This is a genomic window from Bacillus sp. G16, from assembly GCF_021282335.1.
Taxonomy (GTDB): Bacteria; Bacillota; Bacilli; order Bacillales; family Bacillaceae; genus Bacillus; species Bacillus inaquosorum.
Genome location: NZ_JAJSOZ010000001.1, coordinates 227,228 through 252,730 on the forward strand (window position 1 = coordinate 227,228; position 25,503 = coordinate 252,730).

General features: G+C 45.5%; 21 protein-coding genes and 1 riboswitch. Of the genes, 15 read left to right on the top strand and 6 right to left on the bottom strand.

Features of this window, described 5'->3' with window-relative positions; all coding sequences use genetic code 11:
- The first annotated feature begins 69 nt into the window (after positions 1–69).
- From LWH95_RS01110 to LWH95_RS01130, 5 genes are all read left to right on the top strand, one after another.
- Positions 70–678 (top strand): trimeric intracellular cation channel family protein, encoded by a 609-nt coding sequence (locus LWH95_RS01110; RefSeq protein WP_003219999.1) that lies wholly within the window; start codon positions 70–72, stop codon positions 676–678.
- Between the two features lie 192 nt (positions 679–870).
- On the top strand, positions 871–3,195 hold the full coding sequence (helD, locus tag LWH95_RS01115; protein WP_232918788.1) for an RNA polymerase recycling motor HelD: 2,325 nt from the start codon (positions 871–873) through the stop codon (positions 3,193–3,195).
- 169 nt (positions 3,196–3,364) lie between these two features.
- A complete protein-coding gene (locus tag LWH95_RS01120) occupies positions 3,365–5,170 on the top strand; it encodes an assimilatory sulfite reductase (NADPH) flavoprotein subunit (RefSeq protein WP_232918789.1) in 1,806 nt (601 codons plus the stop codon).
- A gap of 25 nt (positions 5,171–5,195) precedes the next feature.
- Entirely contained in the window at positions 5,196–6,908 is a 1,713-nt protein-coding gene (gene cysI / locus LWH95_RS01125) for an assimilatory sulfite reductase (NADPH) hemoprotein subunit (RefSeq protein ID WP_232918790.1), read from the top strand.
- Positions 6,909–7,165: 257 nt separating this feature from the next.
- Positions 7,166–9,178 carry a Na+/H+ antiporter gene (locus LWH95_RS01130; RefSeq protein WP_232918791.1) on the top strand — a complete coding sequence of 671 codons (2,013 nt, stop codon included), beginning with the start codon at positions 7,166–7,168 and terminating at the stop codon, positions 9,176–9,178.
- Between the two features lie 44 nt (positions 9,179–9,222).
- Here the strand turns inward: LWH95_RS01130 and yvgO are convergent, their stop codons facing one another.
- Positions 9,223–9,708 (bottom strand): stress response protein YvgO, encoded by a 486-nt coding sequence (gene yvgO, locus LWH95_RS01135; RefSeq protein WP_232918792.1) that lies wholly within the window; start codon positions 9,706–9,708, stop codon positions 9,223–9,225.
- A gap of 221 nt (positions 9,709–9,929) precedes the next feature.
- Here yvgO and pgoN point away from each other — a divergent pair, with 221 nt between their 5' ends.
- Entirely contained in the window at positions 9,930–10,760 is an 831-nt protein-coding gene (gene pgoN / locus LWH95_RS01140; protein WP_133486026.1) for a glyoxal/methylglyoxal reductase, read from the top strand.
- Between the two features lie 33 nt (positions 10,761–10,793).
- Here the strand turns inward: pgoN and modB are convergent, their stop codons facing one another.
- Both modB and modA read right to left on the bottom strand, forming a co-directional pair.
- Entirely contained in the window at positions 10,794–11,486 is a 693-nt protein-coding gene (gene modB, locus LWH95_RS01145; protein WP_141564874.1) for a molybdate ABC transporter permease subunit, read from the bottom strand.
- On the bottom strand, positions 11,458–12,240 hold the full coding sequence (gene modA / locus LWH95_RS01150; RefSeq protein WP_003240689.1) for a molybdate ABC transporter substrate-binding protein: 783 nt from the start codon (positions 12,238–12,240) through the stop codon (positions 11,458–11,460). The genes modB and modA overlap by 29 nt, the downstream gene beginning before the upstream one ends.
- Positions 12,241–12,350: 110 nt before the next feature.
- On the opposite strand from modA, the gene LWH95_RS01155 reads away from it, so the two are divergent.
- Complete coding sequence (locus tag LWH95_RS01155; RefSeq protein ID WP_003240691.1) at positions 12,351–13,277, top strand: substrate-binding domain-containing protein; 927 nt, start codon at positions 12,351–12,353, stop codon at positions 13,275–13,277.
- 26 nt (positions 13,278–13,303) lie between these two features.
- Here LWH95_RS01155 and LWH95_RS01160 read toward each other — a convergent pair whose 3' ends face one another.
- The gene (locus LWH95_RS01160) at positions 13,304–15,157 is read right to left on the bottom strand and encodes an LTA synthase family protein (RefSeq protein WP_232918793.1); all 1,854 of its coding nucleotides are present in this window, start codon (positions 15,155–15,157) and stop codon (positions 13,304–13,306) included.
- Positions 15,158–15,255: 98 nt separating this feature from the next.
- Positions 15,256–15,738: a metal-dependent hydrolase gene (locus LWH95_RS01165; protein ID WP_232918794.1), complete on the bottom strand. Its 483-nt coding sequence runs from the start codon at positions 15,736–15,738 to the stop codon at positions 15,256–15,258.
- A gap of 166 nt (positions 15,739–15,904) precedes the next feature.
- Between LWH95_RS01165 and sspJ the strand changes: the two genes are divergently transcribed.
- Positions 15,905–16,045 (top strand): small acid-soluble spore protein SspJ, encoded by a 141-nt coding sequence (sspJ, locus tag LWH95_RS01170; protein WP_003240697.1) that lies wholly within the window; start codon positions 15,905–15,907, stop codon positions 16,043–16,045.
- 118 nt (positions 16,046–16,163) lie between these two features.
- Positions 16,164–16,343: riboswitch (Lysine riboswitch) on the top strand.
- A gap of 103 nt (positions 16,344–16,446) precedes the next feature.
- Positions 16,447–17,850, top strand: coding sequence for an amino acid permease (locus tag LWH95_RS01175; RefSeq protein WP_133486035.1), 1,404 nt, complete (start codon positions 16,447–16,449; stop codon positions 17,848–17,850).
- A 330-nt stretch (positions 17,851–18,180) separates the two neighbouring features.
- On the opposite strand, the gene LWH95_RS01180 is transcribed toward LWH95_RS01175, so the two are convergent.
- Positions 18,181–19,128, bottom strand: coding sequence for an iron-hydroxamate ABC transporter substrate-binding protein (locus LWH95_RS01180; protein ID WP_003240717.1), 948 nt, complete (start codon positions 19,126–19,128; stop codon positions 18,181–18,183).
- A 203-nt stretch (positions 19,129–19,331) separates the two neighbouring features.
- On the opposite strand from LWH95_RS01180, the gene LWH95_RS01185 reads away from it, so the two are divergent.
- The 6 genes from LWH95_RS01185 (at position 19,332) to LWH95_RS01210 (ending at position 25,480) form a co-directional block, all read left to right on the top strand.
- On the top strand, positions 19,332–20,378 hold the full coding sequence (locus LWH95_RS01185; protein WP_060399473.1) for a FecCD family ABC transporter permease: 1,047 nt from the start codon (positions 19,332–19,334) through the stop codon (positions 20,376–20,378).
- Positions 20,378–21,394 carry a FecCD family ABC transporter permease gene (locus LWH95_RS01190; RefSeq protein ID WP_232918795.1) on the top strand — a complete coding sequence of 339 codons (1,017 nt, stop codon included), beginning with the start codon at positions 20,378–20,380 and terminating at the stop codon, positions 21,392–21,394. Before LWH95_RS01185 ends, LWH95_RS01190 begins: the two co-directional genes overlap by 1 nt.
- 15 nt (positions 21,395–21,409) lie before the next feature.
- Positions 21,410–22,219: an ABC transporter ATP-binding protein gene (locus LWH95_RS01195; protein WP_003240726.1), complete on the top strand. Its 810-nt coding sequence runs from the start codon at positions 21,410–21,412 to the stop codon at positions 22,217–22,219.
- 172 nt (positions 22,220–22,391) lie between these two features.
- Positions 22,392–23,585: an efflux RND transporter periplasmic adaptor subunit gene (locus LWH95_RS01200; RefSeq protein WP_232918796.1), complete on the top strand. Its 1,194-nt coding sequence runs from the start codon at positions 22,392–22,394 to the stop codon at positions 23,583–23,585.
- Positions 23,569–24,258 (top strand): ABC transporter ATP-binding protein, encoded by a 690-nt coding sequence (locus LWH95_RS01205; protein WP_133486047.1) that lies wholly within the window; start codon positions 23,569–23,571, stop codon positions 24,256–24,258. The genes LWH95_RS01200 and LWH95_RS01205 overlap by 17 nt, the downstream gene beginning before the upstream one ends.
- Positions 24,251–25,480 (top strand): ABC transporter permease, encoded by a 1,230-nt coding sequence (locus LWH95_RS01210; RefSeq protein WP_060399470.1) that lies wholly within the window; start codon positions 24,251–24,253, stop codon positions 25,478–25,480. Before LWH95_RS01205 ends, LWH95_RS01210 begins: the two co-directional genes overlap by 8 nt.
- The last annotated feature ends 23 nt before the right edge of the window (positions 25,481–25,503 follow it).

Genomic DNA, 25,503 nt, shown 5'->3' on the forward strand with positions numbered 1-25,503 from the left:
TTACGCTTGAGCGATTATAAAATCTAGAGGTCGTCAGAAAATTTAACAAACATAAAGGGAGTCATCAGAATGGCTTGGGAGCTGCTCAGTGTGATTGGTATCATTGCGTTTGCAGTCAGCGGCGCAATCGTTGCGATGGAAGAGGAATATGATATTTTAGGAGTTTATATATTAGGGATTGTCACAGCTTTTGGAGGGGGAGCGATCCGCAATTTGCTGATCGGTGTTCCGGTGTCAGCACTATGGGAGCAGGGAGCGTACTTTCAAATCGCGCTCTTATCCATTACGATTGTGTTTTTGTTCCCGAAGCTGCTGCTGAAGCATTGGAATAAGTGGGGCAATTTATCAGATGCGATCGGTCTCGCAGCCTTCGCTATCCAAGGCGCACTGTATGCCGTCAAAATGGGCCATCCGCTTAGTGCCGTCATCGTGGCAGCGGTGTTGACGGGAAGCGGCGGCGGAATCATTCGCGATCTTCTTGCCGGGCGCAAACCGCTTGTGCTGAAAGCAGAAATTTATGCGGTCTGGGCGGCTCTCGGCGGTTTAATCGTCGGCTTGGGCTGGCTGGGAAACTCGTTCGGCTTGTACGTACTGTTTTTCGTGCTCGTTGTTTGCCGCGTTTGTTCCTATATGTTTAATTGGAAGCTGCCAAACCGTTCTTTTCGTTTAGATAACTAACATTAAAAAAACCGATTTCAATTTGAAATCGGTTTTTTTGCATATAAATAACCCAAACCTTGATTGATATTGGGTGAATGTGCTAAGATAAATTGTATTTGCGTATTTTTATCATATATTGATTATATGTATCCAATTATATTTTACAGTGTTTCATCGGTGTTTGTCAACTATTTTCTGGAGGTGCCGTTCATGAATCAGCAGGATAAGGAATGGAAGGAAGAGCAGTCAAGAATAGATGAGGTGCTGCAGGAGCTCGGCAAAAAAGAGCGGTTTCTGGAAACGTCTGCGGGCGGGTTAAAGCAAGATATTATCGGATTAAGAAAAAGCTTTTGGGAGGATGTTACGGTTAATCTTGATGATGCCCATGAAGCGGTTGAAACGATGGCAAGCATTAAGCAGCAGGCAGAGCTGCTGTCTGATCGGGAACGGAATCATCGGCGTATGGATCAGCAGCTCAAACGAATTCATCAATTAAAAGCTTCGCCTTATTTCGGCCGGATTGATTTTATTGAAAACGGTGAGGAGCAGGCAGAGCGAATTTATATCGGTTTAGCTTCTTGTATGGATGAGAAGGAGGAACACTTTCTGATCTATGACTGGAGGGCGCCGATATCAAGCATGTACTACAATTATTCCCCAGGAAAAGCGGAGTACGAAGTGCCCGGTGAAACGATAGAAGGAGAAATGGTACTGAAACGCCAGTTTATCATTAAAAACGGCGCTCTCAAGGCGATGTTTAATACTGATATGACGATCGGCGATGAAATGCTGCAAGAAGTATTAAGCCATCACTCTAATACCCAAATGAAAAACATCGTGTCTACGATCCAGAAAGAACAAAATCAGATTATCCGTAATGAAAAAAGTAAATTCCTAATCGTGCAGGGAGCGGCTGGCAGCGGGAAAACATCGGCAGCGCTTCAGCGTGTCGCTTATTTGTTATACAGGCACCGCGGCGTCATAGATGCCGGACAAATCGTTTTATTTTCTCCCAACTTTTTATTTAACAGCTATGTCTCCTCTGTTTTGCCTGAGTTAGGGGAAGAGAACATGGAGCAGGCGACGTTTCAGGAATATATCGAGCATCGGCTTGGCCGCAAGTTTCAATGTGAAAGCCCCTTTGATCAGCTTGAATATTGTCTGACAGAAACAAAGGATAGCGGACTTCCAACAAGGCTTGCGGGAATCACATGGAAGGCGGGCTTATCTTTTCAGCAATTCATTGATGAATACGTCACACGGCTGTCCTCTGAAGGGATGATCTTTAAAAATATCATCTTCCGCGGACAAAAGTTGATCACAAAGGAACAAATTCAATCCTATTTTTACTCACTGGATCAAAGACAGTCCATTCCGAATCGGATGGAGCAAACAGCGAAGTGGCTGCTGAGTGAGCTAAACAAGCTTGAGAAAAAGGAACGTCGTAAGGATTGGGTCGTTCAGGAAGCTGAGCTGCTCGACAAAGAGGATTACCTGGACGTGTACAAAAAGCTCCAGGAAAGGAAACGGTTCAGTGAGAGTACGTTTAACGATTATCAAAGAGAGCAGCAGCTACTTGCCGCTATCATTGTAAAAAAGGCTTTCAAACCGCTCAAACAGGCGGTCAGACTCCTTGCATTTCTTGATGTGAAACAGCTGTACCTGCAATTGTTTTCTGGCTGGGGAGGGAAATTCCAGCATGAGAAGATGGCAGCAATAGGAGAGCTGACCCGATCGGCATTTGCGGAAAATAAATTGCTCTATGAGGACGCGGCACCGTTTCTTTATATGCAGGATCTGATTGAAGGCAGAAAGAAAAATACGAAGATCAAACATCTTTTTATCGATGAAGCTCAGGACTATTCACCGTTTCAGATGGCGTACATGAGAAGCATTTTTCCGGCTGCCAGCATGACAGTGCTCGGTGATATCAATCAGTCCATCTACGCCCATGCCATACATGGCGCAAAGCGTATGGATGCGTGTTTTGAAGGTGAGCCAGCTGAATATGTTCGTTTAAAGAGAACGTACAGATCGACAAGGCAGATTGTCGAGTTAACAAAAGCGATGCTTCAGGACGGAGCGGACATCGAGCCTTTTAACAGAAACGGGGAAATGCCTCTCGTTTTCAAAAACGAAGGACGAGAGGATCTTTGTCAAAAGCTTACGAAAGAAATTGAACGGCTCAAGAAGCAAGGGCACGAAACGATAGCCGTCATTTGCAAGACTGCGCAGCAATGTATACAGGCGCACGCTCATATGAGTGAATATATAGATGTTCGACTGATTCATAAAGAAAATCAAACATTCCAAAAGGGAGTTTGTGTCATTCCGGTGTATTTAGCGAAGGGAATTGAGTTTGACGCAGTACTTGTCTATGATGCCTCAGAAGAACATTATCAAACAGAGCACGATCGCAGGCTGTTATACACTGCCTGCACCCGTGCGATGCATACGCTGACGGTGTTTTATACAGGTAAGGCAAGTCCGTTTGTAACGGCTGTGCCGTCTCATTTATATGAGAAAGCTGAATGAAGAGAAGGGAACCCTTCTCTTTTTTTATTTAAATGAAATAAGGCGGTTTTATCATTAGGATTCTTAATAGTTATCATCATGTAAATATATTTTACTTAAGCCTAGTATTCCGGTAAAGTTCAATTAGATGCAATTTTCGATCAGTTTATAACTTTGTGAGGTGGATACGTTGCAACTTCAGGTAATGAACAGTCCGTTTAATCAGGAGCAGGCAGAGCTCCTTAACCGCCTTCTGCCAACCTTGACCGAATCTCAGAAAATCTGGCTAAGCGGATATTTATCCGCGCAATCTGTTTCCGCCCAAGAAACTGCGGGGGCGCCGGCGGCAGCGTCTGTAGCACCGGCCGTTTCAAAGGAAGTAACCGTTCTTTACGGTTCACAGACGGGCAACGCACAGGGGCTTGCAGAAAATGCCGGCAAGCAGCTTGAGCAGCGCGGTTTTCAAGTAACTGTCTCGTCCATGAGCGATTTTAAGCCGAATCAGTTGAAGAAAGTAAATAATCTTTTGATCGTCGTCAGTACGCACGGTGAAGGCGAGCCGCCTGATAACGCGCTGTCGTTTCATGAATTTCTGCATGGAAGACGGGCGCCTAAGCTTGAAGCTCTTCGTTTTTCCGTTTTGGCGCTTGGTGACAGTTCGTACGAATTTTTCTGCCAGACAGGGAAAGAATTTGATCAGCGCTTAGAAGAACTCGGCGGAAAACGGATTTCTCCGCGCGTTGATTGCGATCTTGACTATGATGAGCCGGCAGCGGAATGGCTTGAAAGCGTATTTGGGGGTTTAAGTGAAGCCGGGGGCGGAAGTGCCGCACCTGCGCCAGCAGCATCGCCTCAAACCAGTGAGTCTTCATATTCCAGAACAAACCCGTTTCGGGCTGAAGTGTTAGAAAATTTAAATTTGAACGGTAGAGGATCAAATAAAGAAACACGCCATGTGGAGCTGTCTCTTGAAGGCTCTGGCCTGACTTACGAGCCTGGTGACAGCCTCGGCGTTTATCCGGAAAACGATCCGGAGCTTGTCGAGCTGCTGCTTAAGGAAATGAATTGGGACCCGGAAGAAATTGTGACGCTTAATAAGCAAGGCGATGTCCGCCCGCTGAAAGAAGCGCTGATTTCTTACTATGAGATTACCGTTCTCACAAAACCGCTTCTTGAACAGGCAGCCCAGCTGACAGGCAGCAATGAGCTTAGAGAGCTTTTAGCCCCGGGGAATGAGGGGAATGTAAAAGCGTATATTGAAGGTCGCGATTTGCTTGATCTTATTCGTGATTATGGCCCGTTCAGTGTATCTGCGCAGGAGTTTGTCTCGATTCTGCGAAAAATGCCGGCCCGCCTCTATTCGATCGCGAGCAGTTTATCCGCAAATCCGGATGAAGTGCATTTAACAATCGGTGCAGTCCGCTACGATGCGCACGGCCGTGAACGTAAAGGCGTCTGCTCGATTTTATGCGCGGAGCGTCTGCAGCCGGGAGACACACTGCCGGTATATGTCCAGCACAATCAAAACTTTAAGCTTCCGAAAGATCCTGAAACGCCGATCATCATGGTTGGCCCTGGGACAGGCGTCGCGCCGTTCCGTTCCTTTATGCAGGAGCGCGAGGAGACGGGAGCGGAAGGAAAAGCATGGATGTTCTTTGGCGATCAGCATTTTGTCACGGATTTCCTTTATCAGACAGAGTGGCAGAATTGGCTCAAAGACGGCGTGCTGACAAAAATGGATGTGGCGTTTTCACGTGATACGGAAGAAAAAGTATATGTGCAGCACCGCATGCTTGAACAGAGCGCGGAATTGTTCGAATGGCTTCAAGAAGGCGCGGCTGTTTACATTTGCGGTGATGAAAAGCACATGGCACACGATGTCCATAACACACTCTTAGAAATTATAGAAAAAGAAGGCAATATGACCCGTGAAGAAGCAGAAGTTTATCTTGCCGATATGCAGCAGCAAAAACGTTATCAGCGTGATGTATACTGATTTGACCTGAAAGGAGTTTTTCAACATGGTGACCAAAATCTTAAAAGCACCGGACGGCTCTCCAAGTGACGTCGAGCGCATTAAAGAAGAAAGCGATTATTTGCGTGGCACACTAAAAGAAGTGATGCTCGATCGGATCAGTGCCGGAATTCCGGATGATGACAACCGCCTGATGAAACACCACGGCAGTTATTTGCAGGATGACCGCGACCTCCGCAATGAACGCCAAAAGCAAAAGCTTGAACCGGCATATCAGTTCATGCTGCGCGTGCGTATGCCAGGAGGCGTTTCAACGCCTGAGCAATGGCTTGTCATGGATGACCTTTCTCAGAAATACGGGAACGGCACATTAAAACTGACGACACGTGAAACGTTCCAAATGCACGGGATTCTGAAATGGAACATGAAGAAAACCATTCACACGATCCACTCAGCTCTTTTGGATACGATCGCAGCCTGCGGAGACGTAAACCGCAATGTCATGTGTGCATCGAATCCTTATCAGTCTGAAATCCACTCAGAGGTATACGAGTGGTCTAAAAAATTAAGTGATGATCTGCTGCCGCGGACGAGGGCTTATCATGAAATTTGGCTTGATGAGGAAAGAGTGGCCGGCACGCCGGAAGAAATCGAGCCAATGTACGGACCGCTCTATCTGCCGCGGAAATTTAAAATCGGTATTGCTGTTCCGCCGTCTAATGATATTGACGTCTTTTCACAAGACCTTGGATTCATTGCGATTGTTGAAGATGGCAAACTGATCGGTTTTAACGTGGCCATCGGCGGCGGTATGGGAATGACGCATGGCGACACAGCGACATATCCGCAATTAGCCAAGGTGATCGGGTTCTGCCGTCCTGAGCAACTGTATGACATTGCTGAAAAAACGATTACAATTCAGCGTGATTACGGAAACCGTTCTGTCCGCAAAAATGCGCGATTCAAATACACGGTTGACCGCCTCGGTTTAGAAACCGTAAAAGAAGAATTGGAAAACCGTCTCGGCTGGAGTCTGGAAGAAGCGAAGCCGTATCATTTCGATCATAACGGCGACCGCTACGGCTGGGTAGAAGGCATTAAGGATAAATGGCATTTTACGCTGTTTGTTGAAGGCGGCCGTGTGACGGATTACGATGATTATAAGCTGATGACAGGCTTGCGGGAAATTGCCAAAGTTCATACAGGCGAGTTCCGTCTGACAGCCAATCAGAACTTGATTATCGCGAACGTTTCAAGCGATAAAAAAGATGAAATCAGTGCGTTAATCGAGCAATACGGACTCACTGACGGCAAGCATCATTCAGCGCTCCGCCGCAGCTCTATGGCGTGCGTCGCTCTTCCGACCTGCGGATTGGCAATGGCTGAAGCAGAACGTTACTTGCCGACCCTTTTAGATAAGGTTGAAGAGATCATTGACGAAAACGGCCTTCGTGATCAGGAAATTACCATTCGCATGACAGGGTGTCCGAACGGTTGTGCACGCCATGCGCTCGGTGAGATCGGATTTATCGGAAAGGCGCCGGGCAAATATAATATGTATCTTGGCGCTGCATTTGACGGAAGCCGTTTAAGCAAAATGTACCGTGAAAACATCGGTGAAGAAGACATTTTAAGCGAGCTGCGCGTCCTTCTGTCCTGCTATGCGAAAGAACGCGACGAAGGCGAGCACTTCGGTGACTTTGTCATTCGCGCCGGTATCATTAAAGCAACGACTGACGGCACGAATTTTCATGATTGATAAAGAAAGACGAGAGACAGGGAATAGCTCCCTGTCTCTTTTTATCTGAAATTTGCTCTTCGGCAAAAAAGTTCACTGTGAGCATATCATGAGAAATAATACCCTAAAAAGGGTACTATAAAAGAAGACAAGTGTGGAGGGAACTCCTGCGGAATCACATATCGGATGCAAGGCCATCCTAGCCTAAAGCCTCTTTTAAACAAGCAGCTTCATCGACTCATCATGCACGAACACAACAGACGAAGGAGGTCATGCATTTGGACATATTTTTAGTTGTTCTCGTTTTATTAACGATTATTGCGATATCCAATATCGTGAACCGGTTTATTCCGTTTATTCCAGTGCCTCTGATTCAGGTGGCGCTTGGGATTCTTGCCGCCTCATTTCCACAGGGGCTTCATTTTGAATTAAGTACTGAATTGTTTTTTGTTTTGTTTATCGCGCCTCTTCTATTTAATGATGGGAAGAGAACGCCGCGGGCAGAGCTTTGGAATTTAAGAGCCCCGATTTTATTGCTTGCACTCGGTCTTGTATTTGCGACTGTGATTGTAGGAGGCTACACGATTCACTGGATGATTCCTGCTATTCCGCTGGCAGCGGCTTTCGGACTTGCGGCCATTCTTTCACCGACTGATGTCGTCGCTGTCAGCGCATTATCAGGAAGAGTGAAAATGCCAAAAGGGATTCTTCGCCTGCTTGAAGGGGAAGGGCTGATGAATGATGCATCAGGTCTGGTAGCCTTTAAGTTTGCGATTGCGGCAGCAGTGACTGGTGCATTTTCATTAGCACAAGCGGCTGTCAGCTTTGTCTTTATTTCTCTCGGAGGCTTGCTGTGCGGGGTTGTCATTTCGTTCTTCATTATTCGTTTTCGCCTCTTCCTGCGCCGCCTTGGTATGCAGGATGTCACGATGCATATGCTGATTCAAATTCTGACGCCGTTTGTCATTTATTTGGCAGCGGAAGAAATCGGCGTTTCCGGCATTTTGGCCGTTGTGGCGGGAGGCATTACCCATGCAGTTGAACAGGATCGTCTGGAATCAACGATGATCAAGCTGCAAATCGTCTCCTCAAGTACGTGGAACATTATTTTATTTATTTTGAATGGCCTGGTCTTCGTTATTCTTGGGACGCAGATTCCGGACGTCATTTCTGTCATTTTTAACGACACCGCCATCAGCAACATGAAGGTGATTGGCTATATCCTTGTGATCACATTTACGCTAATGCTCCTCAGATTTCTGTGGGTGCTGTTCTTCTGGAACGGCAAGTGGTTCTTTAATAAGGATCAGAACATCTATAAACCTGGTCTTCGTTCGACGCTGTTAATTTCGATTTCCGGCGTGCGCGGAGCTGTAACACTTGCAGGTTCTTTCTCCATACCGTATTTTCTGGAGGACGGCACGCCGTTTCCGGAAAGAAATCTGATTCTCTTTTTAGCAGCCGGCGTCATTTTATGCACACTTGTCATTGCCACCGTTGTGCTGCCGCTTCTGACTGAAAAAGAAGAAGAGGACGAGGAACGAAATAAGAAGCTGCTGACGGCGAGACGCAAATTGATCAAAACAGCTCTCCAAACGATTAAAGAGGACATGAATGATACAAACAAAACGGCCTCTCTTGCGGTGATAGCTGAATACAATGAGAAAATGAAAAATCTGCGTTTTCAGCAGTATACATCATCTAATCGTATCAAAAAGCATGAGCGAAAAGTCCGTGCGCAAGGGGTTAACGCTGAGCAAGAGGCGCTGGTGAAAATGCTGGAGCGAGGGGACATCCCGGAAGAAACGGCAAACGTGCTGCAAGAACGGTTTAATGAATTAGAAATTTTGTATGCCAACCCATTTAAGGTCGGATTATCAAAAACAAGGCTCAAGCGGCTGATGTATTGGATTTTCTTCGGTGAACATAAAAAGCCGGAGATGTCGATTTTAAATGAAGCGGGATTGATACAGGCAACGAGAGTGAAAACGGCAAAAGCAGCGATAGACTATCTGGAAAAACATAAAACGGAAGAACATAAAGAAGTGTTTTTGTCTGTCATTTCGTTTTATAAACAGTTAATTTTCAGGCTGGAGCACAGCCATCATGAGCTGAAATCAAGCGCTCATTTTGAAAATCAGAAGCTGGAAGTGAAGCTGAAGGCTGTGCAGGCGATCAGAAATGAAATTCAGACGCTCTTTGAGGAGCGGGAAATTTCCCGGGACATCTCCCATGAGCTTCGCCAATACATTAATGATGTGGAAGCCGCCATGCTTGAAGGCGGCGAATAGATGCAGTAAAAAAGCTGGCGCTGAAACGCCAGCTTTTTTCTGTATTAAGGGCGATGGAAATTGACAGTGCTGCCATCCCGGTCGAACCAGCCTCTGAAGGCCCAGTTGATCCAGCCGCCATCACCTTTGTTTGTAAAGGTTCCGTCTTCAAATACCCAAATGCCGTACGTAATGCCGTCGTAAACGGCTGAGCCGTAAAATTGCACACCGTTTAAGTGATCTTCATATTCCTGGCTTAAATTAAATACCATGACGTTATATTTTTGGCCGGAAGCGTAGAAGGAAGACTCCATGAGGTTTTTCACAAATCCATCCCGGTTCTGTGCGGACTTAATGGCATCGGCGATCTGGTTGGCAATTCCAAGCACATCTAGGTTTACATTTAAACCTACCTCAGCGGCAGTTGTTCCGGCTGTTGTTGTCTGCGAGATCTTTGGAGCGGGGTTTTCTTCAGCGGAAGCTAAGGACAAAGGGGCAATTGTCAAAGCGGTACCAAGCGCAAGTGTCATTGGAATACGAATACGTTTCAATGTGGTTCCTCCTTTGTATATTGTGGTTACACTATTCGCATACCCTGCTCACTTTTTTTGTAATCTCAATATTGTTAAAATAGGAAAAAAATAGTGTATCAGTTTGACCGTGCTGTGAAAAAAGAAGCAATAAGAGGCTCTTAAGCGTATTATTGGTATCGGCTGAGAGGAATGTGAGATAATATAGACACTTATATTTCATTGAAAGGGTGGATGTTCAAGTGGCAACAAGTTTAAAAGATACTGTAAAGCTACATAACGGAGTTGAAATGCCGTGGTTCGGTCTTGGTGTTTTTAAAGTAGAAAATGGAAGTGAAGCGACTGAATCTGTGAAAGCGGCAATTAAAAACGGCTACCGCAGCATTGATACAGCAGCTGTCTACAAAAATGAGGAAGGCGTTGGCATCGGAATCAAGGAATCCGGTGTGGCAAGAGAAGAGCTCTTCATTACATCAAAAGTATGGAATGAAGATCAAGGCTACGAAACAACGCTTGCTGCCTTTGAAAAAAGCCTGGAAAGACTTCAGCTTGATTACTTAGATCTATATTTAATCCACTGGCCTGGCAAGGATAAATATAAAGATACTTGGCGCGCGCTTGAAAAGCTGTACAAAGACGGCAAAATCCGCGCGATCGGCGTCAGCAACTTCCAAGTTCATCATTTAGAAGAGCTATTGAAAGATGCTGAAATCAAACCGATGATCAACCAAGTGGAATTTCACCCGCGTTTGACGCAAAAAGAATTAAGAGATTACTGTAAAGCGCAAGGCATCCAGCTTGAAGCATGGTCTCCGCTCATGCAGGGACAGCTTCTGGATAACGAAGTGCTCGCACAGATTGCAGAAAAACACAATAAATCTGTGGCTCAAGTGATTTTGCGTTGGGACCTTCAGCATGAAGTTGTAACAATTCCAAAATCCATCAAAGAACACCGTATTATCGAAAATGCTGATATTTTTGATTTCGAATTGTCTCAAGAAGACATGGACAAAATTGACGCATTAAACAAAGATGAGCGTGTCGGCCCAAATCCCGACGAGCTTCTGTTTTAATGAAAAACTCCCCGTCACGGCACGGGGAGTTTTTTAGTGTGTGTTTTTCTGTTGAATGAAAAACAGCATCAAAAAGGAAATGAAAACGATACAGACGACCCACGCCCAGGCAAGGGCATTGTTGCCGGAATCTAATGCGACATAAATGGCCGTCGGCAGTGTTTGCGTGACACCGGGGATGTTCCCTGCAAACATAAGTGTGGCGCCAAATTCTCCGAGCGCCCGCGCAAGGCTGAGGATGCTTCCGGTCAGCAATGAAGGATAGGCGAGCGGGACGGAAATATGGATAAATACCTGCCAGCTGCTTGCGCCGTCTACCATTGCCGCGCCCTGTATATCGGGATCAATGTCGGCAAATCCGGTTTTGGCGGATTGATACATAAGCGGAAAGGCCACAACAGCCGAGGCAATCACAGCGGCCCACCAGGTGAAAATGACAGGCTGCTGAAAGACCCATTCGATGGCTTGTCCAATGAAACTGTGCTTTCCGAAAATGACGATCAAAATAAAACCGACAACAGTAGGCGGAAGAACGAGCGGAAGCATAAAAAAAGTTTCGAGAGCCGTTTTTCCGAAAAATGATGCCCGCGACATCCACGCTCCAGCCAGTGTTCCGAGAATAATGACAACAATTCCGGCAACTGCCGCCACTTGGAAGGAAAGCACAACAGGTGTGAAAAACTCTGAAGCGCTTATGCTATTCGGCAGTAAAACCATATTTCTCAAATACTTTCATTGCTTCATCAGATTGCAGGTAATCGTAAAATTCCTTCGCTTCCTTACGATGTTTTGTATCTTTTACAATTCCTAACGGATAGACAATCGGGCTGTGTGTATCTGCTTTTGCCTCATCAATGATGTTGACCTTTTTAGAGATCAGTGCATCTGTTTTATAAACAACACCTGCATCCACATTGCCGGTTTCAACATAAGAAAGAACTTGGCGAACGTCTTTTCCGTAAACGATCTTATCCTTCACTTTGTCCCATAGAGACAGCTTTGTCAGTGATTCTTTCCCGTAAGCTCCTGCCGGTACGGATTCCGGCGTTCCGAGGGCGATTTTTTCTGAGTCAGCCAGATTGCTGAAGCTTGTCACAGGTGACTCTCCGTTTTTCGGCACGACCAGTACAATTTCATTGCCGACTAAATCAGTGCTGTCTTTTTTGGCGATATCCCCATCATCCACCAGCTTTTGAAATTTATCCTCAGCAGCTGAGAAGAACAGATCTGCCCCTGCTCCTTGAGAAATTTGTTTTTGCAAGGCGCCGGAAGAGCCAAAGTTATCTTGGATTGTAATGTTTTGATGTTCTTTTTCGTAGTTCTTTTGGATTTCCTCAAGCGCATCCTGTGCACTGGCGGCAGCTGAGATCGTTAACGTTACTTCTTTCTCGCTGTCCGTTGAAGACTGGTTTGCAGAGCAGCCTGCTGCAAGCAGAAAAGCGGTTAAGGCTGCTGTTAGAATGGAATACTTTTTAAACATAATTGCACCCCTTATGATTAGTTATATCTAATTATAACTGATTATGTTTGGTTTATGTGGGTTTTTTTACATTCGATGAAAAGGTATAATGAAGTAGGAGAGTGATGAATATGAATGAAACCTCTTCCTATACGATAGAAGAAGTTGCAGGTCTTCTGAAGGTATCAAAGCTGACCGTTTATGATTTGATTAAAAAAGGCATGATCCCTGCTTACCGTGTCGGCAGGCAGATGCGTGTGGATGAAGAAGATTTAAAGCAATATAAGATGAATATGAGAATGTCTCAGCCCATTGCTATAGCTGAAGAGCCGAAAAAGATGCATGAGGCAGAGCCGGACGGCAGACCGAATGTCATGATCAGCGGACAGGACATTTCGATGGATCTGCTCAGCAAGCATTTGGAGAATATCATTCAGGAGACGCCGCTCCGCAAATACAAAGGAAGCTTAAACAGCCTGATTGATATGTATCAAGGCAAGTGTGACATTGTCAGCCTGCATTTGTACGATGCGGAAACGAGGCAGTATAATGCGCCTTATGTAAAACGGATTTTGTCAGGTGAACCGTTTTGTCTGATCAATGTCGTTCTCCGCAAAGCCGGACTGTATGTTCAAAAAGGGAATCCGAAAAACATTCAAGGCTGGGAAGACTTGAAAAGAACCGATATCCGAGTCATCAACAGGGAAAAGGGTTCGGGCGCAAGAGTGCTCCTTGATGAACAGCTTGGCTTGCTCGGTGTGAATTCGGCTGATGTAAAGGGATACAGCGATATCGTGACCGATCATTACGCTGTCGCTTCACAAGTCTCAAGCGGACAGGCTGACGCGGGAATCGGAGCGCAGCATGCTGCACATATGGGCAGTGTTGATTTTATCCCGCTCATTGATGAACAATATGATATCGTCATTTTGAAAAAACATGAGCAGCTGCTGAAGGCCGTGAAGGAGATCTTGAATTCTGAGGAATACAAGGCGAATCTGTCTCATTTAAACGGCTATCAAACGAAGCTAACCGGCAAAGTGATGTTTGAAACGTAAAAAATCCCTCTGTAAAGAGGGATTTTTTATTCATAAAAACGGAGCAGGTCACCGTTTAAGATTTTATCAGAGAGAGACAGTTCTTCGTTTGCTTTCTCTTTATAAGAAAGGCACGCATCCTGATCTTCCAGCATTTCCCCTGTTTTTTGGCTGTAGCACGTGTTTTTCGTGTATACATAGTCGTTCGTAATAAAACTGCCGTTTCTCAGCACGGCGAATGGGGTGCGGTCGTTGGACAGCAAATCATTGCCAAATTGAATATTGCCTTTTGTATCAACGCCGAGCAGATGCATCAGTGTCGGCCTGACATCGACCTGCCCTCCGGCATCAGAGATGGTTTCTGGCTTTTGATCTGTGATTCCCGGGATATGTATGATAAACGGCACCCGCTGGAGCTGAACATTGTCATACGGCGTGATTTCATTTTTTCCTAAAAACTCAGCCATCGCATCGTTATGGGCTTCTGAAATGCCGTAATGATCTCCCATAAATACAATCATCGAATTTTCGTATAAGCCTTCGTCCTTCAGCTTTTTGATAAAATGCTTCAATGCCTCATCTTCATAGCGCACCGTGGTCACATAGCGGTTTAACAGGTCGCTGCTTGAATCGTATTCATCAATCAGCTGATCCTTCTCATCGATCTCAAACGGAAAATGATTCGTTAACGTGATGAAACTGCTGTAAAACGGCTGCGGCAGGCTTTTCAGCTTGCCGGCGGACTGCTCTAAAAATTCCTTATCCTTTAAGCCCCAGCTTGTCGATGTCCCGGGAGTGACATGGAAATCATCAACATCAAAAAAGCGGTCAATCCCAAATGATTCGTACATCACATCTCGGTTCCAAAATGTTTTATGGTTGGCGTGAAAGACGGCTGAATAATAATCATGTTGCTTCAGCGATTTGTACATTGTATGAAATTGATGGTCGCTTTTCGTGAAAAAGACGGCGCCGCTAAGGGAAGGATACAGTGAGTTAGCGACGATGAATTCTGAATCAGATGTTTTGCCTTGTTCGGTTTGCTGATAGAAATGATCAAAGTAATAGCTTTTTTTGATGAGATCATTCATAAACGGAGTGATTTCTTTTCCATTTACCTTTTCATTCAGAACAAAGCTTTGGGTCGATTCAAGTGTGACAAAAATGACATTGCGCCCCTTTGCCAGCCCGAATTTGTTTGGGTCAGGCTTGCTGTAGTCTGCTTCTGTGTAGTTTTTAATGGTGGTCATGCTGTCTTCATCTGCAAATGCTTTCGCGCTTATATTCACAGTCTGAGAAATCGTATCGTAAATATGGAACTGAAACAGACCGATGCTTTTGACGAGCATTTCCCGGTCAAAGGAATGTGCCAAAAGCTTCGGCTGCTGTACTTCTGCAAGTGCCAGGGTGCATAGAATCATGCCGCAGGAAGCTGCATAGTACCGTTTGACTGTGCGGGGGGCGGCTTTTGTCTGCGGGTGCTTCTCTTTTCTGGCCAGCAGCAGAAGAAAAATCAAATCCGCAAACAGGGCGATAAACAGAGGATTGAACAGTTCTTTTACACTGCTGCCCATATCGCTCATGTTACTGGCCTGAAACAAAACCGGGATGGTAATAAAATCGATATAAAAGCCGTAAAAAATCGTATTGGAGATCAAGATAACAGTCAGAACCAAATTGGCAATCAGCAAAAAGACCCGCTGTTTGTTTTCTTTCAGAAGCAGGCCGATCCCGAATAAAGGAAGGATAAAGCTGAGCGGATTGATCAGCAAAATCAGCTCCTCCAACAGAGTATCGATCTGCAAATCAAAGCCCAGTTTATAAATCACATACGTTTTGATCCACATGAATACGATCGAAAAACATAAAAACCGCTGATTGGGAAAAAAGGTTCCTTTCATCAATATGACTCCTCACGTTTCCTTGATCTCTGCATGAAATGCTTCTTATGTAAAACCTACTAAAAACAGTCCGTTCAGACAAGTGTCAGCACTCACGTTTAAAACATGCGCCCATAAAACAGCATATAAAAATAATAACATGAAGCAATTGTCAGGCCGGCTAACACAAGCTGCTCAGAAAAACTGCCTGTCTTCATATATAATGGGAGCCGTACGCGAATCGTTGAAGGGAATAATAATTTGATTCCATTCACCGTCCAAGCGTCAAGAATCAAGTGGCTCGCCATTCCGATCATCAGCCCGGTTGATATGTTTTTATTTGGAATATATGTGGCTGTGATAAAAAACATGATGAGCAGAAACAGCAGGCTGTGCGTAAAGGTTCTGTGTCCAAAAACAGAGCTGACCGCTTTCGATAAGATAGGAAATCTTCTCCCGATTTTACTTTGTGTGTGGCAGATATCGGGTATTAATGCCCCAACCGCGCCGGACGCAGCCATAAGCACTGGATCAAATCCATAATAATAAGCCGCTGCCGTACAAGAAGCGATGCCTCCCATGATGTGTGTTTTTCCTGTCATTTCTCGCTTCTCCTTTTATCTTTTGCAAAAATCTCTGAATTACAAATATATCAAGAGAATGTATGTTTGATCAACAGGACTTTGGACGATAAAAAATTTCCCGCATAATTTTTTAAGGAAAAAGGCATCTTAAAAATGTACCTATTTTCTAAAAGAGGTGATTCGAATGGGTTTCTTTAATAAAGATAAAGGAAAACGTTCTGATAAAGAAAAAAACGTAATCCAGGGAGCTCTTGAAGATGCCGGTTCAGCTCTAAAAGATGATCCGCTTCAAGAAGCTGTGCAAAAAAAGAAAAATAATCGATAAACCACAATGCGGATAGGGCTTGGCTCTATCCGTATTTTCCATCTGTTCCCTTTGACAGATCACTCTTTCTTTGATAACCTTCTGGAAGTAACTGAATATTTAAATCCTCACTCTTTCTCAGTGAGGTAGAGGTTGCGCGGATGATGAGTCACACATGCCAGGCTGACAGGAGCTGTTAAACATGTGTAAAAGGCATCAGCGCCGAAGTGTGGAGAAAGCCGATCCTTCTCTATGCTGGGACTGTATCTGAATAAGTGCAGGACTGCCGCGTGCTTTTTCGCGGAGGGCTATCCGGAGATCAAGGGTGTGTGTTTCTTTAAGCATGGACTTTTGTTCAGGCTTTTTTTGCGTTTACATGATCTCGGGGTCTGGTCCGTACAAAGAATCATGGAGGTACTGGAATGGAACAGACGAAAAAATGGGGTTTTTGGTTATTAACGGCGTTTGTCGTTGGAAATATGGTTGGATCAGGAATTTTCTCCTTGCCGAGCTCGCTTGCTTCAATCGCGAGTCCGTTTGGCGCCACGTCCGCCTGGCTTTTGACAGGTGCAGGCGTGCTGATGATTGCACTTGTCTTCGGGCACTTGTCCATTCGCAAGCCTGAACTGACAGCGGGGCCGCAAAGTTATGCAAGAGCGCTGTTCTCTGATCCGAAGAAAGGGAACGCTGCCGGTTTCACAATGGTGTGGGGCTACTGGGTGGCGAGCTGGATCAGTAACGTGGCGATCATCACTAGTCTCGCCGGTTACTTGACTTCGTTCTTCCCGATCTTGGTTGATAAACGTGAAATGTTTTCGATCGGCGGGCAAGAGGTGACACTCGGCCAATTGATGACGTTTGCTGTATGTACGATCTTGTTATGGGGAACGCACACGATTCTTGTTGCAAGCATTAACGGTGCAAGTAAATTGAACTTTGTCACAACGCTTTCTAAAGTATTAGGTTTTGTCTTCTTTATCGTTGCCGGATTGTTTGTGTTTCAAACGACATTATTCGATCATTTTTATTTCCCGATTCAAGGAGAAAACGGCACAAGCATTGGAATTGGCGGCCAGGTGCATAACGCCGCGATTTCTACACTGTGGGCGTTTGTCGGAATTGAATCAGCGGTTATCCTGTCCGGCCGTGCGAGCTCTCAGCGTGATGTGAAACGTGCGACAATTACCGGCTTGCTGATTGCCTTGAGCATTTATATTATTGTGACTTTAATTACGATGGGTGTTCTGCCGCATGATAAGCTTGTCGGCTCTGAAAAACCGTTCGTTGATGTGCTTTATGCGATTGTCGGAAACGCGGGAAGCGTCATTATGGCACTCTTGGCGATCCTTTGTTTATTCGGAACGATGCTCGGCTGGATTTTGCTTGGCTCTGAGGTCCCATACCAAGCCGCTAAAGCAGGAGATTTCCCGGCATTATTTGCGAAAACGAATAAAAAAGGAAGTCCGGTTATCGCACTAATTATTACAAACGTTATGTCACAGGTCTTCATTTTCTCGGTTATTTCCCGGACAATAAGTGACGCATTTACATTTTTAACGACAGCGGCAACGCTTGCGTATTTAATTCCGTATTTGGTATCAGCGATCTACAGCTTGAAGCTTGTCATCAAAGGCGAAACGTATGACCAGCTGAAAGGCTCCCGTGTAAAAGACGGATTGATTGCAATATTAGCATGCGCGTACTCAGTGTTTGTTATCGTAACAGGCACAGCGGATTTAACGACATTTATTCTCGGCATCGGTTTATTCTTTGTCGGTTTGATCGTTTATCCATTTGTTTCTAAAAAGTTCCAGAAAGTAAAATAAGCATAACAAAAGACACCTGATTTGCTTTGTCAGGTGTCTTTTTTATAAAAACGCAATCTCTCCTGTTAGTAATCCGATCGTTAAAATAGCTGGCAGGAGAGCTGAAAGCAAAAAACGTTTTTTCAGCCCCTCCAGAAACAGAACAATCACTAAGATAAATGCAAGAAGCACATCAGAAAAAGGGTTTCCGATATAAAGCCCGTTAAAAAAACTGATCGCGATGATGATACAGCTTCATATGAATTGAGTAAGAAAATATCCCATGTGGATCAAAATGAGCCGCTCCTTTTATTGAATGGAAAAAGAGCCGCAGGCAGGCAGCTCTTTTGTTTATTTTGTTAAGCTTTCCGTAATAAACTTCAGCTGGCCCTCCAATGAAATCGGATCTGTGAAATAGAAGCCAATCGGGTCAATCTTATAGACATGGTCATTTTTAACGGCGCTTAGGTTCTTCCAAATGGAGCTGTCAAATACGCCGCCATCGTCACCGCCTGATTGCCATGGGCCTGCGAAAATATAATCCCCGGCGAAGTCAGGGAGCTTCTCTAATGAAATACTTGTATATCCAGGGCCCTGGTCAATGGCTTTTTCCTTTGTCAGCTTTGTAGCCTGCAGGCCGAGATCTTTGTAAATGATGCTTCCGCCTCTTCCGAAATCTTTACCGAATACGTAAATGTCTTTTCCGTTCGTTTGCATAATGGAAATGGTTTTGTCACCGACGGCTTTTTTGATTTTTGTTTTAGCTGCCGCAACTTTTTTATCCCACTCAGCTAGCCATTTTTCGGCTTTATCTTCAGTTCCCGTCATTTTTGCAAATTCTTTCAGCTGTTCGATGTTGTCGAGCTTATCGTATTTTACCGCGACAGTCGGCGCAATTTTTTCAAGCTTTTTCATATCAGCGCCTTGCGTTGTCCAGACGATAATCAGGTCAGGGTTCAAATCAATGACTTTTTCAACGGAAGTGCCGTCTCCGATGTTTGTGACACCGTCGGTTTTTCCTTTGTAGTAAGGGTTTTTAAATACATTCTCAGGCGCACCGACGACGTTGATGCCCAGTGTTTTGAAGTATCCGTAGTAGCCGTCTGCCATGACAACCACTCGTTTAGGGTGCTTAGGAATTTTTACATTTCCGTTTTCAGCCTTGTATGTAAAGGTTTCTTCGTCTTTTGAATCAGAGGAAGAGCCTTTGCTTTCTGAGTTATTCCCGCAGGCTGCCAGCGCTGCGATCAATAGGAGGGCAAAAAACGCTGCTCCGATTTTCTTGTATGTATGGGTCATATCTCATACCTTCTTTCTGAAAGATAGATGATAAAGAGAATCATTATCAATGTGATTATACCATCGCAAGTGCCAGTTGGCACGATATTTTTGCAAATATATTCTCATTTTTATTTAAAACGCTCTATTAAATCAGAGGAAAAAAGTGATATACTGGAACAGCAATTGATAATCATTATCATTGATGAAAGGAAGTACGGCTGTTGAGTCAAAAGAAAAATATACAGACCACATCAGAAGAAATCCAATGGACGTCAAGGTCATTTGGCGCAGTCATGGTCCTTATTGCAGGGATATGCTTGCTATGCCTTGGCGCACTTTTATCCATATCCCTCGGTGCTGCGGATATTCATTTGCGCACTGTGTGGGACGCCATTTTTCATTTTCAGCCGACAGAGACGTCCCACCAAATCATACATGATCTCCGGCTGCCGAGAACGGCTGCGGCCGCGCTTGTCGGGGCTTTATTAGCGGTATCAGGGGCGATTATGCAGGGGATGACGAGAAACCCTTTGGCAGAGCCTTCGATTATGGGCGTTACATCGGGCTCTGCGTTTGCCATTTCGATTGCGTTTGCCTTTTTTCCCGGACTTTCGGCTATGGGGCTTGTGCTATGGTCCTTTGTCGGAGCGGGGCTGGGGGCATCAACGGTAATGGGCATCGGCATGTTTTCAAAAGGCGGACTTACGCCTGTAAAGCTTGCTCTGGCGGGAACAGCAGTTACTTATTTCTTTACGGGCATTTCAACTGCTATCGCAATTCGCTTTGATGTTGCTCAGGATATCAGCTTTTGGTATGCAGGCGGAGTAGCGGGTGTGAAATGGTCAGGTGTCCAGCTTTTGCTTATCGCAGGGGCTGTCGGTTTAACGCTTGCGTTTATCATCGCCCGGTCCGTGACAGTACTAAGTCTTGGTGACGATCTGGCGAAAGGGCTTGGACAATATACATCAGCGGTGAAACTGGTTGGCATGCTTGTCGTTGTGATTTTGACGGGAGCTGCAGTTTCTATTGCCGGCACCATCGCATTCATCGGGCTGATCATTCCGCATATTACCCGGTTTTTGGTCGGTGTGGATTATCGGTGGATCATTCCTTGCTCGGCGGTTCTTGGTGCTGTTTTGCTTGTGTTTGCTGATATTGCAGCAAGACTCGTAAACGCGCCCTTTGAAACGCCTGTCGGCGCGCTGACCTCTCTCATCGGCGTTCCCTTTTTCTTTTATTTGGCACGTCGTGAAAGGAGAGGGCTGTAATGAAAACAAAAACAAAAACAAAAAAACCGCTCTTTGTGATGGCTGTGACCTTTATGCTCATCGTGCTGGTCTTTTTTATCAGTCTGAATTTGGGCGTCATCAAAATTGCACCGCTTAAAACGCTTCAGGTCTTTTTCGGCCAAGGAACGGCGCGTGACGAGCTTGTCTTATTTGAATTCAGGCTGCCCCGGATCATCCTTTCCTTGCTCGTTGGGGCTGGGATCGCTGTTGCCGGAGCCATTTTGCAAAGCGTGTCTCAAAATGATCTGGCAGAGCCCGGTATTCTCGGAATTAACGCCGGCGGCTCACTTGCTGTTGTGCTTTTTATTTACTTTTTTCAAGGATCAGCTTCAGATCTCAGCTTTTTCGGAACATTTATGCTGCCGTTCAGTGCTTTGGCAGGCGCGATCCTCGCCGCGTTTCTCATTTATCTTCTGGCTTGGAAAAAAGGTGTGACTCCGATTCGGCTGATTTTAGTCGGCATTGGCGTGAATGCCGGATTTAACGCCCTGTTGCTGATTTTTCAGCTCAAGATGGACCCTCATGATTTTATGCAAGCAGCGGTTTGGATCTCCGGCTCGATATGGGGGGCGAACTGGAATATGATCTGGGCAATCCTCCCTTGGATTGTGATCTTACTTCCGTTTGCTTTATATAAGGCGCGCTATTTGAACATTTTGCAGCTCGGAGACCAATTAGCGACCGGGCTGGGCACTGCAGTTGAAAGGGAAAGACGGATTCTTCTTCTGGCAGCGGTCACTCTTGCCGCTTCATGCGTGGCAGCTGCAGGGGGCATCGCGTTTCTCGGATTGATCGCGCCCCATGTGGCAAGAAGGCTTACCGGTCCCCGTCATCAGACGCTGATACCGGTCTCCGCCTTCATCGGCGCATTTCTGTTTTTACTCGCTGATACGCTGGCGAGAAATGTATTGGCACCGTCAGAAATTCCGGTCGGACTTGTCATTTCCGTGTTAGGTGCGCCTTACTTTATTTATTTATTGATGAAAGCGAATTAGAGGAGGGGGCCGAATATGAATTCATTATCAACAGATCAGCTTGGAATCGGTTATGGAGACAGGGTAATAGTAGAGGATTTAAATATCTCGATTCCTAAAGGGAAAATTACCACCTTAATTGGCCCGAACGGCTGCGGGAAATCCACGATATTAAAAACAATGTCCAGAATTATGCGTTCACATGCAGGTGCCGTCTATTTAAACGGCAAAGCGATTCATAAAATGTCTACAAAGGACATTGCGAAAGATATGGCGATTCTGCCGCAGACACCTGAAGCGCCGAGCGGTTTAACGGTGTATGAATTGGTGTCGTACGGCAGATTTCCGCATCAATCAGGATTTGGCAGATTAAATGATGAAGATCGCCAAATTATCAAATGGGCGCTTGAAGAAACAGGCATGGCTGAATTCGCTGAACGGCCGATTGAGGCATTGTCAGGCGGACAGCGTCAGCGCGTGTGGATTGCCATGGCGCTTGCGCAAGGGACGGAACTGCTGCTGCTGGATGAACCTACAACGTATCTTGATCTCGCACACCAGCTTGAGATTCTGCAGCTGCTAGACAGACTCAACAAAGAGCAGGGGCGGACGATTTTAATGGTCATTCATGATCTTAACCATGCAGCCCGTTTTTCTCATTATATGATCGCACTCAAAAAAGGCACGGTCATCAAAGAAGGCACTGCACTGGAGGTCATGACTCCGGACATTTTGAAGCGGGTATTTCAGATTGATGCTGAAATCGTGACTGATCCCCGTACAAATAAACCTGTATGTTTGACCTATGACCTGATTAAAAATGAAAAAACGCTTCTTTCAGTGTGAGAAAAATCCCGGTTCTGAGCCGGGATTTTTTATTTTCGGCCGTGAAAAATACCATTTTTTTATTTGGTTTCATCCTTTCAATAAAAAGATTGCAAGTCTTTTTGAATTAATAGATAATATTGGTTAGAATGTTTCGAAAATATTACATTGTTTACAGAAAGAGGAGATCGTTGTGTCCAAAAAGAAAAAATGGCTTATTGGCGGTGCGATATGTGCCGGTGTGCTTGTATTGGCGGGGATCGGCGCCGGCGGTTTTTACTTTTTTACTCACATGAACCAAGTTGCCGTATCAACGGAGCCCTATGCTGAATCAGTAGCGGTATACATGGGAGGAGAATCAGAATCAGGCCAAACGTTTTCTGGAAAGGTTGAACCTGAGAAACAGCAGAAAGTATACATAGATTCAGAAAAAGGCAGCATTAAAAAAACATACGTCAAAGAAGGCGATCAGGTCAAAAAGGGCGATAAGCTTTTTGAGTATGAGGGCGAGGATCATTCTGACGAAGTTGAGCAAGCCAATTTGCAAATTGAAATGACAAACCTTCAAATCAGCCGTTTGCAAAAATCAATAACGGAAACGGAAAAACAGCTGAAAAAGGCCGGAAAAGAAGAGAAATCACAGCTTCAAGATGAGCTTGATCAGGCCAATTTCGATTTGAAAACAAGCCAGCTTGAGCTGAAGCAGCATCAAAAAGAGCTGGCTGCCCTGACAAAAAACAAAGGTTCCAATGTCATGACAAGCAAGCATGACGGGATCGTTCAAAGCGTCAATCAGGATATCGCTGACGGAGCAACAGGTGACCAGGCAGCAGGTCCGTATATCCAGATTGTTTCGACGGGCAAATATCTAGTCAAAAGCCAAATCAACGAGCTGTTAATGGACACAATCAAAAAAGGCAGCAAAGTCAGAGTCACGCTGAAAACAGGCGGTGAAGGCGAGTGGAAAGGAAAGGTCACCTCGATCGGCAAGCTTCCGGCGGGAGCAGGCGAGGGGGAGGAGTCAGAAAGTTTTGCTGAAGAAGAAATGAATCCTCAATCCTCTAACTATCCGTTCACAATTTTATTAGACAGCCATAAGGGCCTTGAAGTCGGCTATCATGTCAACATCGAAGTGATGAGTGATGATGCTGATGCGGACAAGATCAAGCTGCCGACCGACATGGTGATTCAGGATGACGGCGAACCGTATGTGTGGAAAGCCGATGAGAAGCAGAAAGCGGTCAAACAGCCTGTTGAAATCGGTGAGACTGATGAAAATGACATGATAGAAATTAAGAGCGGCCTGACGCCGGAAGATTATGTGATCTATCCTGATCCCGCGGTCAAGGAAGGAAAGCAGGTTACAGTCAATGCTGACACTGAATAATATTTCGAAATCGTACAAGCTGGGAAAAGAAGAAGTTCCAATCTTGAAACATATCAATCTGACTGTCCAGGCGGGTGAGTTTCTGGCTATTATGGGGCCTTCCGGTTCTGGAAAGTCAACGTTAATGAATATCATCGGCTGTTTGGACAGGCCAACCTCCGGAACCTATACGCTTGACCAGATAGATATATTGAAAGGAAAAGACGGTGCCTTAGCCGAAATTCGCAACGAATCAATCGGGTTTGTGTTTCAAACCTTTCATCTGCTGCCGCGTCTTACCGCGCTGCAAAATGTTGAGCTGCCGATGATCTACAATAAAGTGAAGAAAAAAGAGAGAAGGCAAAGAGCTTATGAAGCCCTGGAAAAAGTCGGTTTAATAGACAGGGTCTCTTACAAGCCGCCGAAGCTGTCCGGCGGGCAAAAGCAGCGGGTGGCGATAGCGAGGGCCCTTGTCAATCAGCCGAGGTTTATTTTAGCTGATGAACCGACCGGGGCGCTTGATACCAAATCAAGCGAACAAATTTTATCGCTGTTTTCCGAACTGCATCAGGAAGGCAAGACCATTATTATGATTACCCACGACCCGGACGTCGCCAGAAAAGCTGACAGAACGGTTTTTATCCGGGATGGAGAATTGGTATTAGATGAGAGAGGGGATATCAGCCATGCTTGAACATATTCGAATCTCCTTTCAATCAATTTTCTCTCACAAATTAAGATCGATTCTGACAATGCTCGGTGTCATTATCGGCATAGCGGCAATCATCGCGATTGTTTCGATGCTGAAGGGCCAAAGCGAACAATTAAAGCAAAGCATGATCGGCATGGGAAATAACGCGATCAATGTTGTCTACCAGCCGTCGGGCGGAGAAGAGGAGGGCGGCGGCCCTCAGGTTTCGTATACGTCCGCGCCGCCTGTAGCTGAAGAAACAGTAAAGGCGATCAAATCTGATCCTATGGTCAAAGGATTATCTTTATATTACTTGTCTGAAGGCGCGAGCGTTTTTCATTTAACAAATGTTTCGTACCCTCAAGTGTACGGTGTTGACGGTGATTACTTTGATATGTTCCCAATCCGTATAACCGAGGGGAGAAAGCTGACGGAAAACGATTTAAACAGCACCCGCCAAGTGGTGATGATCAATGAAGCTGCCAGAGATGAACTGTTTCCAGACGGAGACGCTCTGCATAAAAACATTGAGATGAATGGTGTGCCGTTTAAGGTTGCCGGTGTTTTTAAAGAAAAAAATCAGCAGGAAAGCATGTTTGAAGGCGACTACGCAAACCCGGTTTTGTACGTGCCGAAAAAAGTGTGGCCGCTCATTGAAGGCTTTGACGCGCCAACGCAGATTGCCGTGCAGGCCGATTCTTCTGAGCATATCCAAGAAGCCGGCGTAATGGCTGCGGATCTTTTAAACCAAGGACTGTCTGAAGCTGAGCTGGAAAAAGCAGAGTACAGTGTGATGGATCTTCAGGAGATCGCGCAGGAAGTGGAGTCCTTTAATCAGTCATTTGCATTGCTGCTTGGCGGGATCGCCAGTATTTCACTTTTGGTCGGCGGTATCGGCGTCATGAACATCATGCTCGTTTCCGTCACGGAGCGCACGAGGGAAATCGGGATTAAGAAAGCGCTCGGTGCTAAGCGGCGTGTGATTTTATTTCAATTTTTAACCGAGGCTGTCGTGCTGACAAGTATTGGCGGAATACTCGGTGTGCTGGCAGGCTTCGGCATCGCTAAGCTGCTGACAGTCATTTTTCCAATGCCTTTTATTGTCTCCGTTCCGGCTGTTGTCGGAGCACTCATCTTTTCAATGGCAGTCGGCATTATTTTCGGCTTGCTTCCGTCTATTAAGGCATCGAAGCTTCAGCCTGTAGACGCGCTTCGCTATGAATAAAAAGAACGCATTCAGTTGGAATG

Excerpts from the sequence above, each read along its gene's own strand:
- LWH95_RS01110 (WP_003219999.1), top strand. The coding sequence starts at position 70 with ATGGCTTGGGAGCTGCTCAGTGTGATTGGTATCATTGCGTTTGCAGTC.
- helD (WP_232918788.1), top strand. The coding sequence starts at position 871 with ATGAATCAGCAGGATAAGGAATGGAAGGAAGAGCAGTCAAGAATAGAT.
- cysI (WP_232918790.1), top strand. The coding sequence starts at position 5,196 with ATGGTGACCAAAATCTTAAAAGCACCGGACGGCTCTCCAAGTGACGTC.
- modA (WP_003240689.1), bottom strand. The coding sequence starts at position 12,240 with ATGTTTAAAAAGTATTCCATTCTAACAGCAGCCTTAACCGCTTTTCTG.
- LWH95_RS01155 (WP_003240691.1), top strand. The coding sequence starts at position 12,351 with ATGAATGAAACCTCTTCCTATACGATAGAAGAAGTTGCAGGTCTTCTG.
- LWH95_RS01160 (WP_232918793.1), bottom strand. The coding sequence starts at position 15,157 with ATGAAAGGAACCTTTTTTCCCAATCAGCGGTTTTTATGTTTTTCGATC.
- LWH95_RS01165 (WP_232918794.1), bottom strand. The coding sequence starts at position 15,738 with ATGACAGGAAAAACACACATCATGGGAGGCATCGCTTCTTGTACGGCA.
- sspJ (WP_003240697.1), top strand. The coding sequence starts at position 15,905 with ATGGGTTTCTTTAATAAAGATAAAGGAAAACGTTCTGATAAAGAAAAA.
- LWH95_RS01175 (WP_133486035.1), top strand. The coding sequence starts at position 16,447 with ATGGAACAGACGAAAAAATGGGGTTTTTGGTTATTAACGGCGTTTGTC.
- LWH95_RS01180 (WP_003240717.1), bottom strand. The coding sequence starts at position 19,128 with ATGACCCATACATACAAGAAAATCGGAGCAGCGTTTTTTGCCCTCCTA.
- LWH95_RS01190 (WP_232918795.1), top strand. The coding sequence starts at position 20,378 with ATGAAAACAAAAACAAAAACAAAAAAACCGCTCTTTGTGATGGCTGTG.
- LWH95_RS01195 (WP_003240726.1), top strand. The coding sequence starts at position 21,410 with ATGAATTCATTATCAACAGATCAGCTTGGAATCGGTTATGGAGACAGG.
- LWH95_RS01205 (WP_133486047.1), top strand. The coding sequence starts at position 23,569 with ATGCTGACACTGAATAATATTTCGAAATCGTACAAGCTGGGAAAAGAA.
- LWH95_RS01210 (WP_060399470.1), top strand. The coding sequence starts at position 24,251 with ATGCTTGAACATATTCGAATCTCCTTTCAATCAATTTTCTCTCACAAA.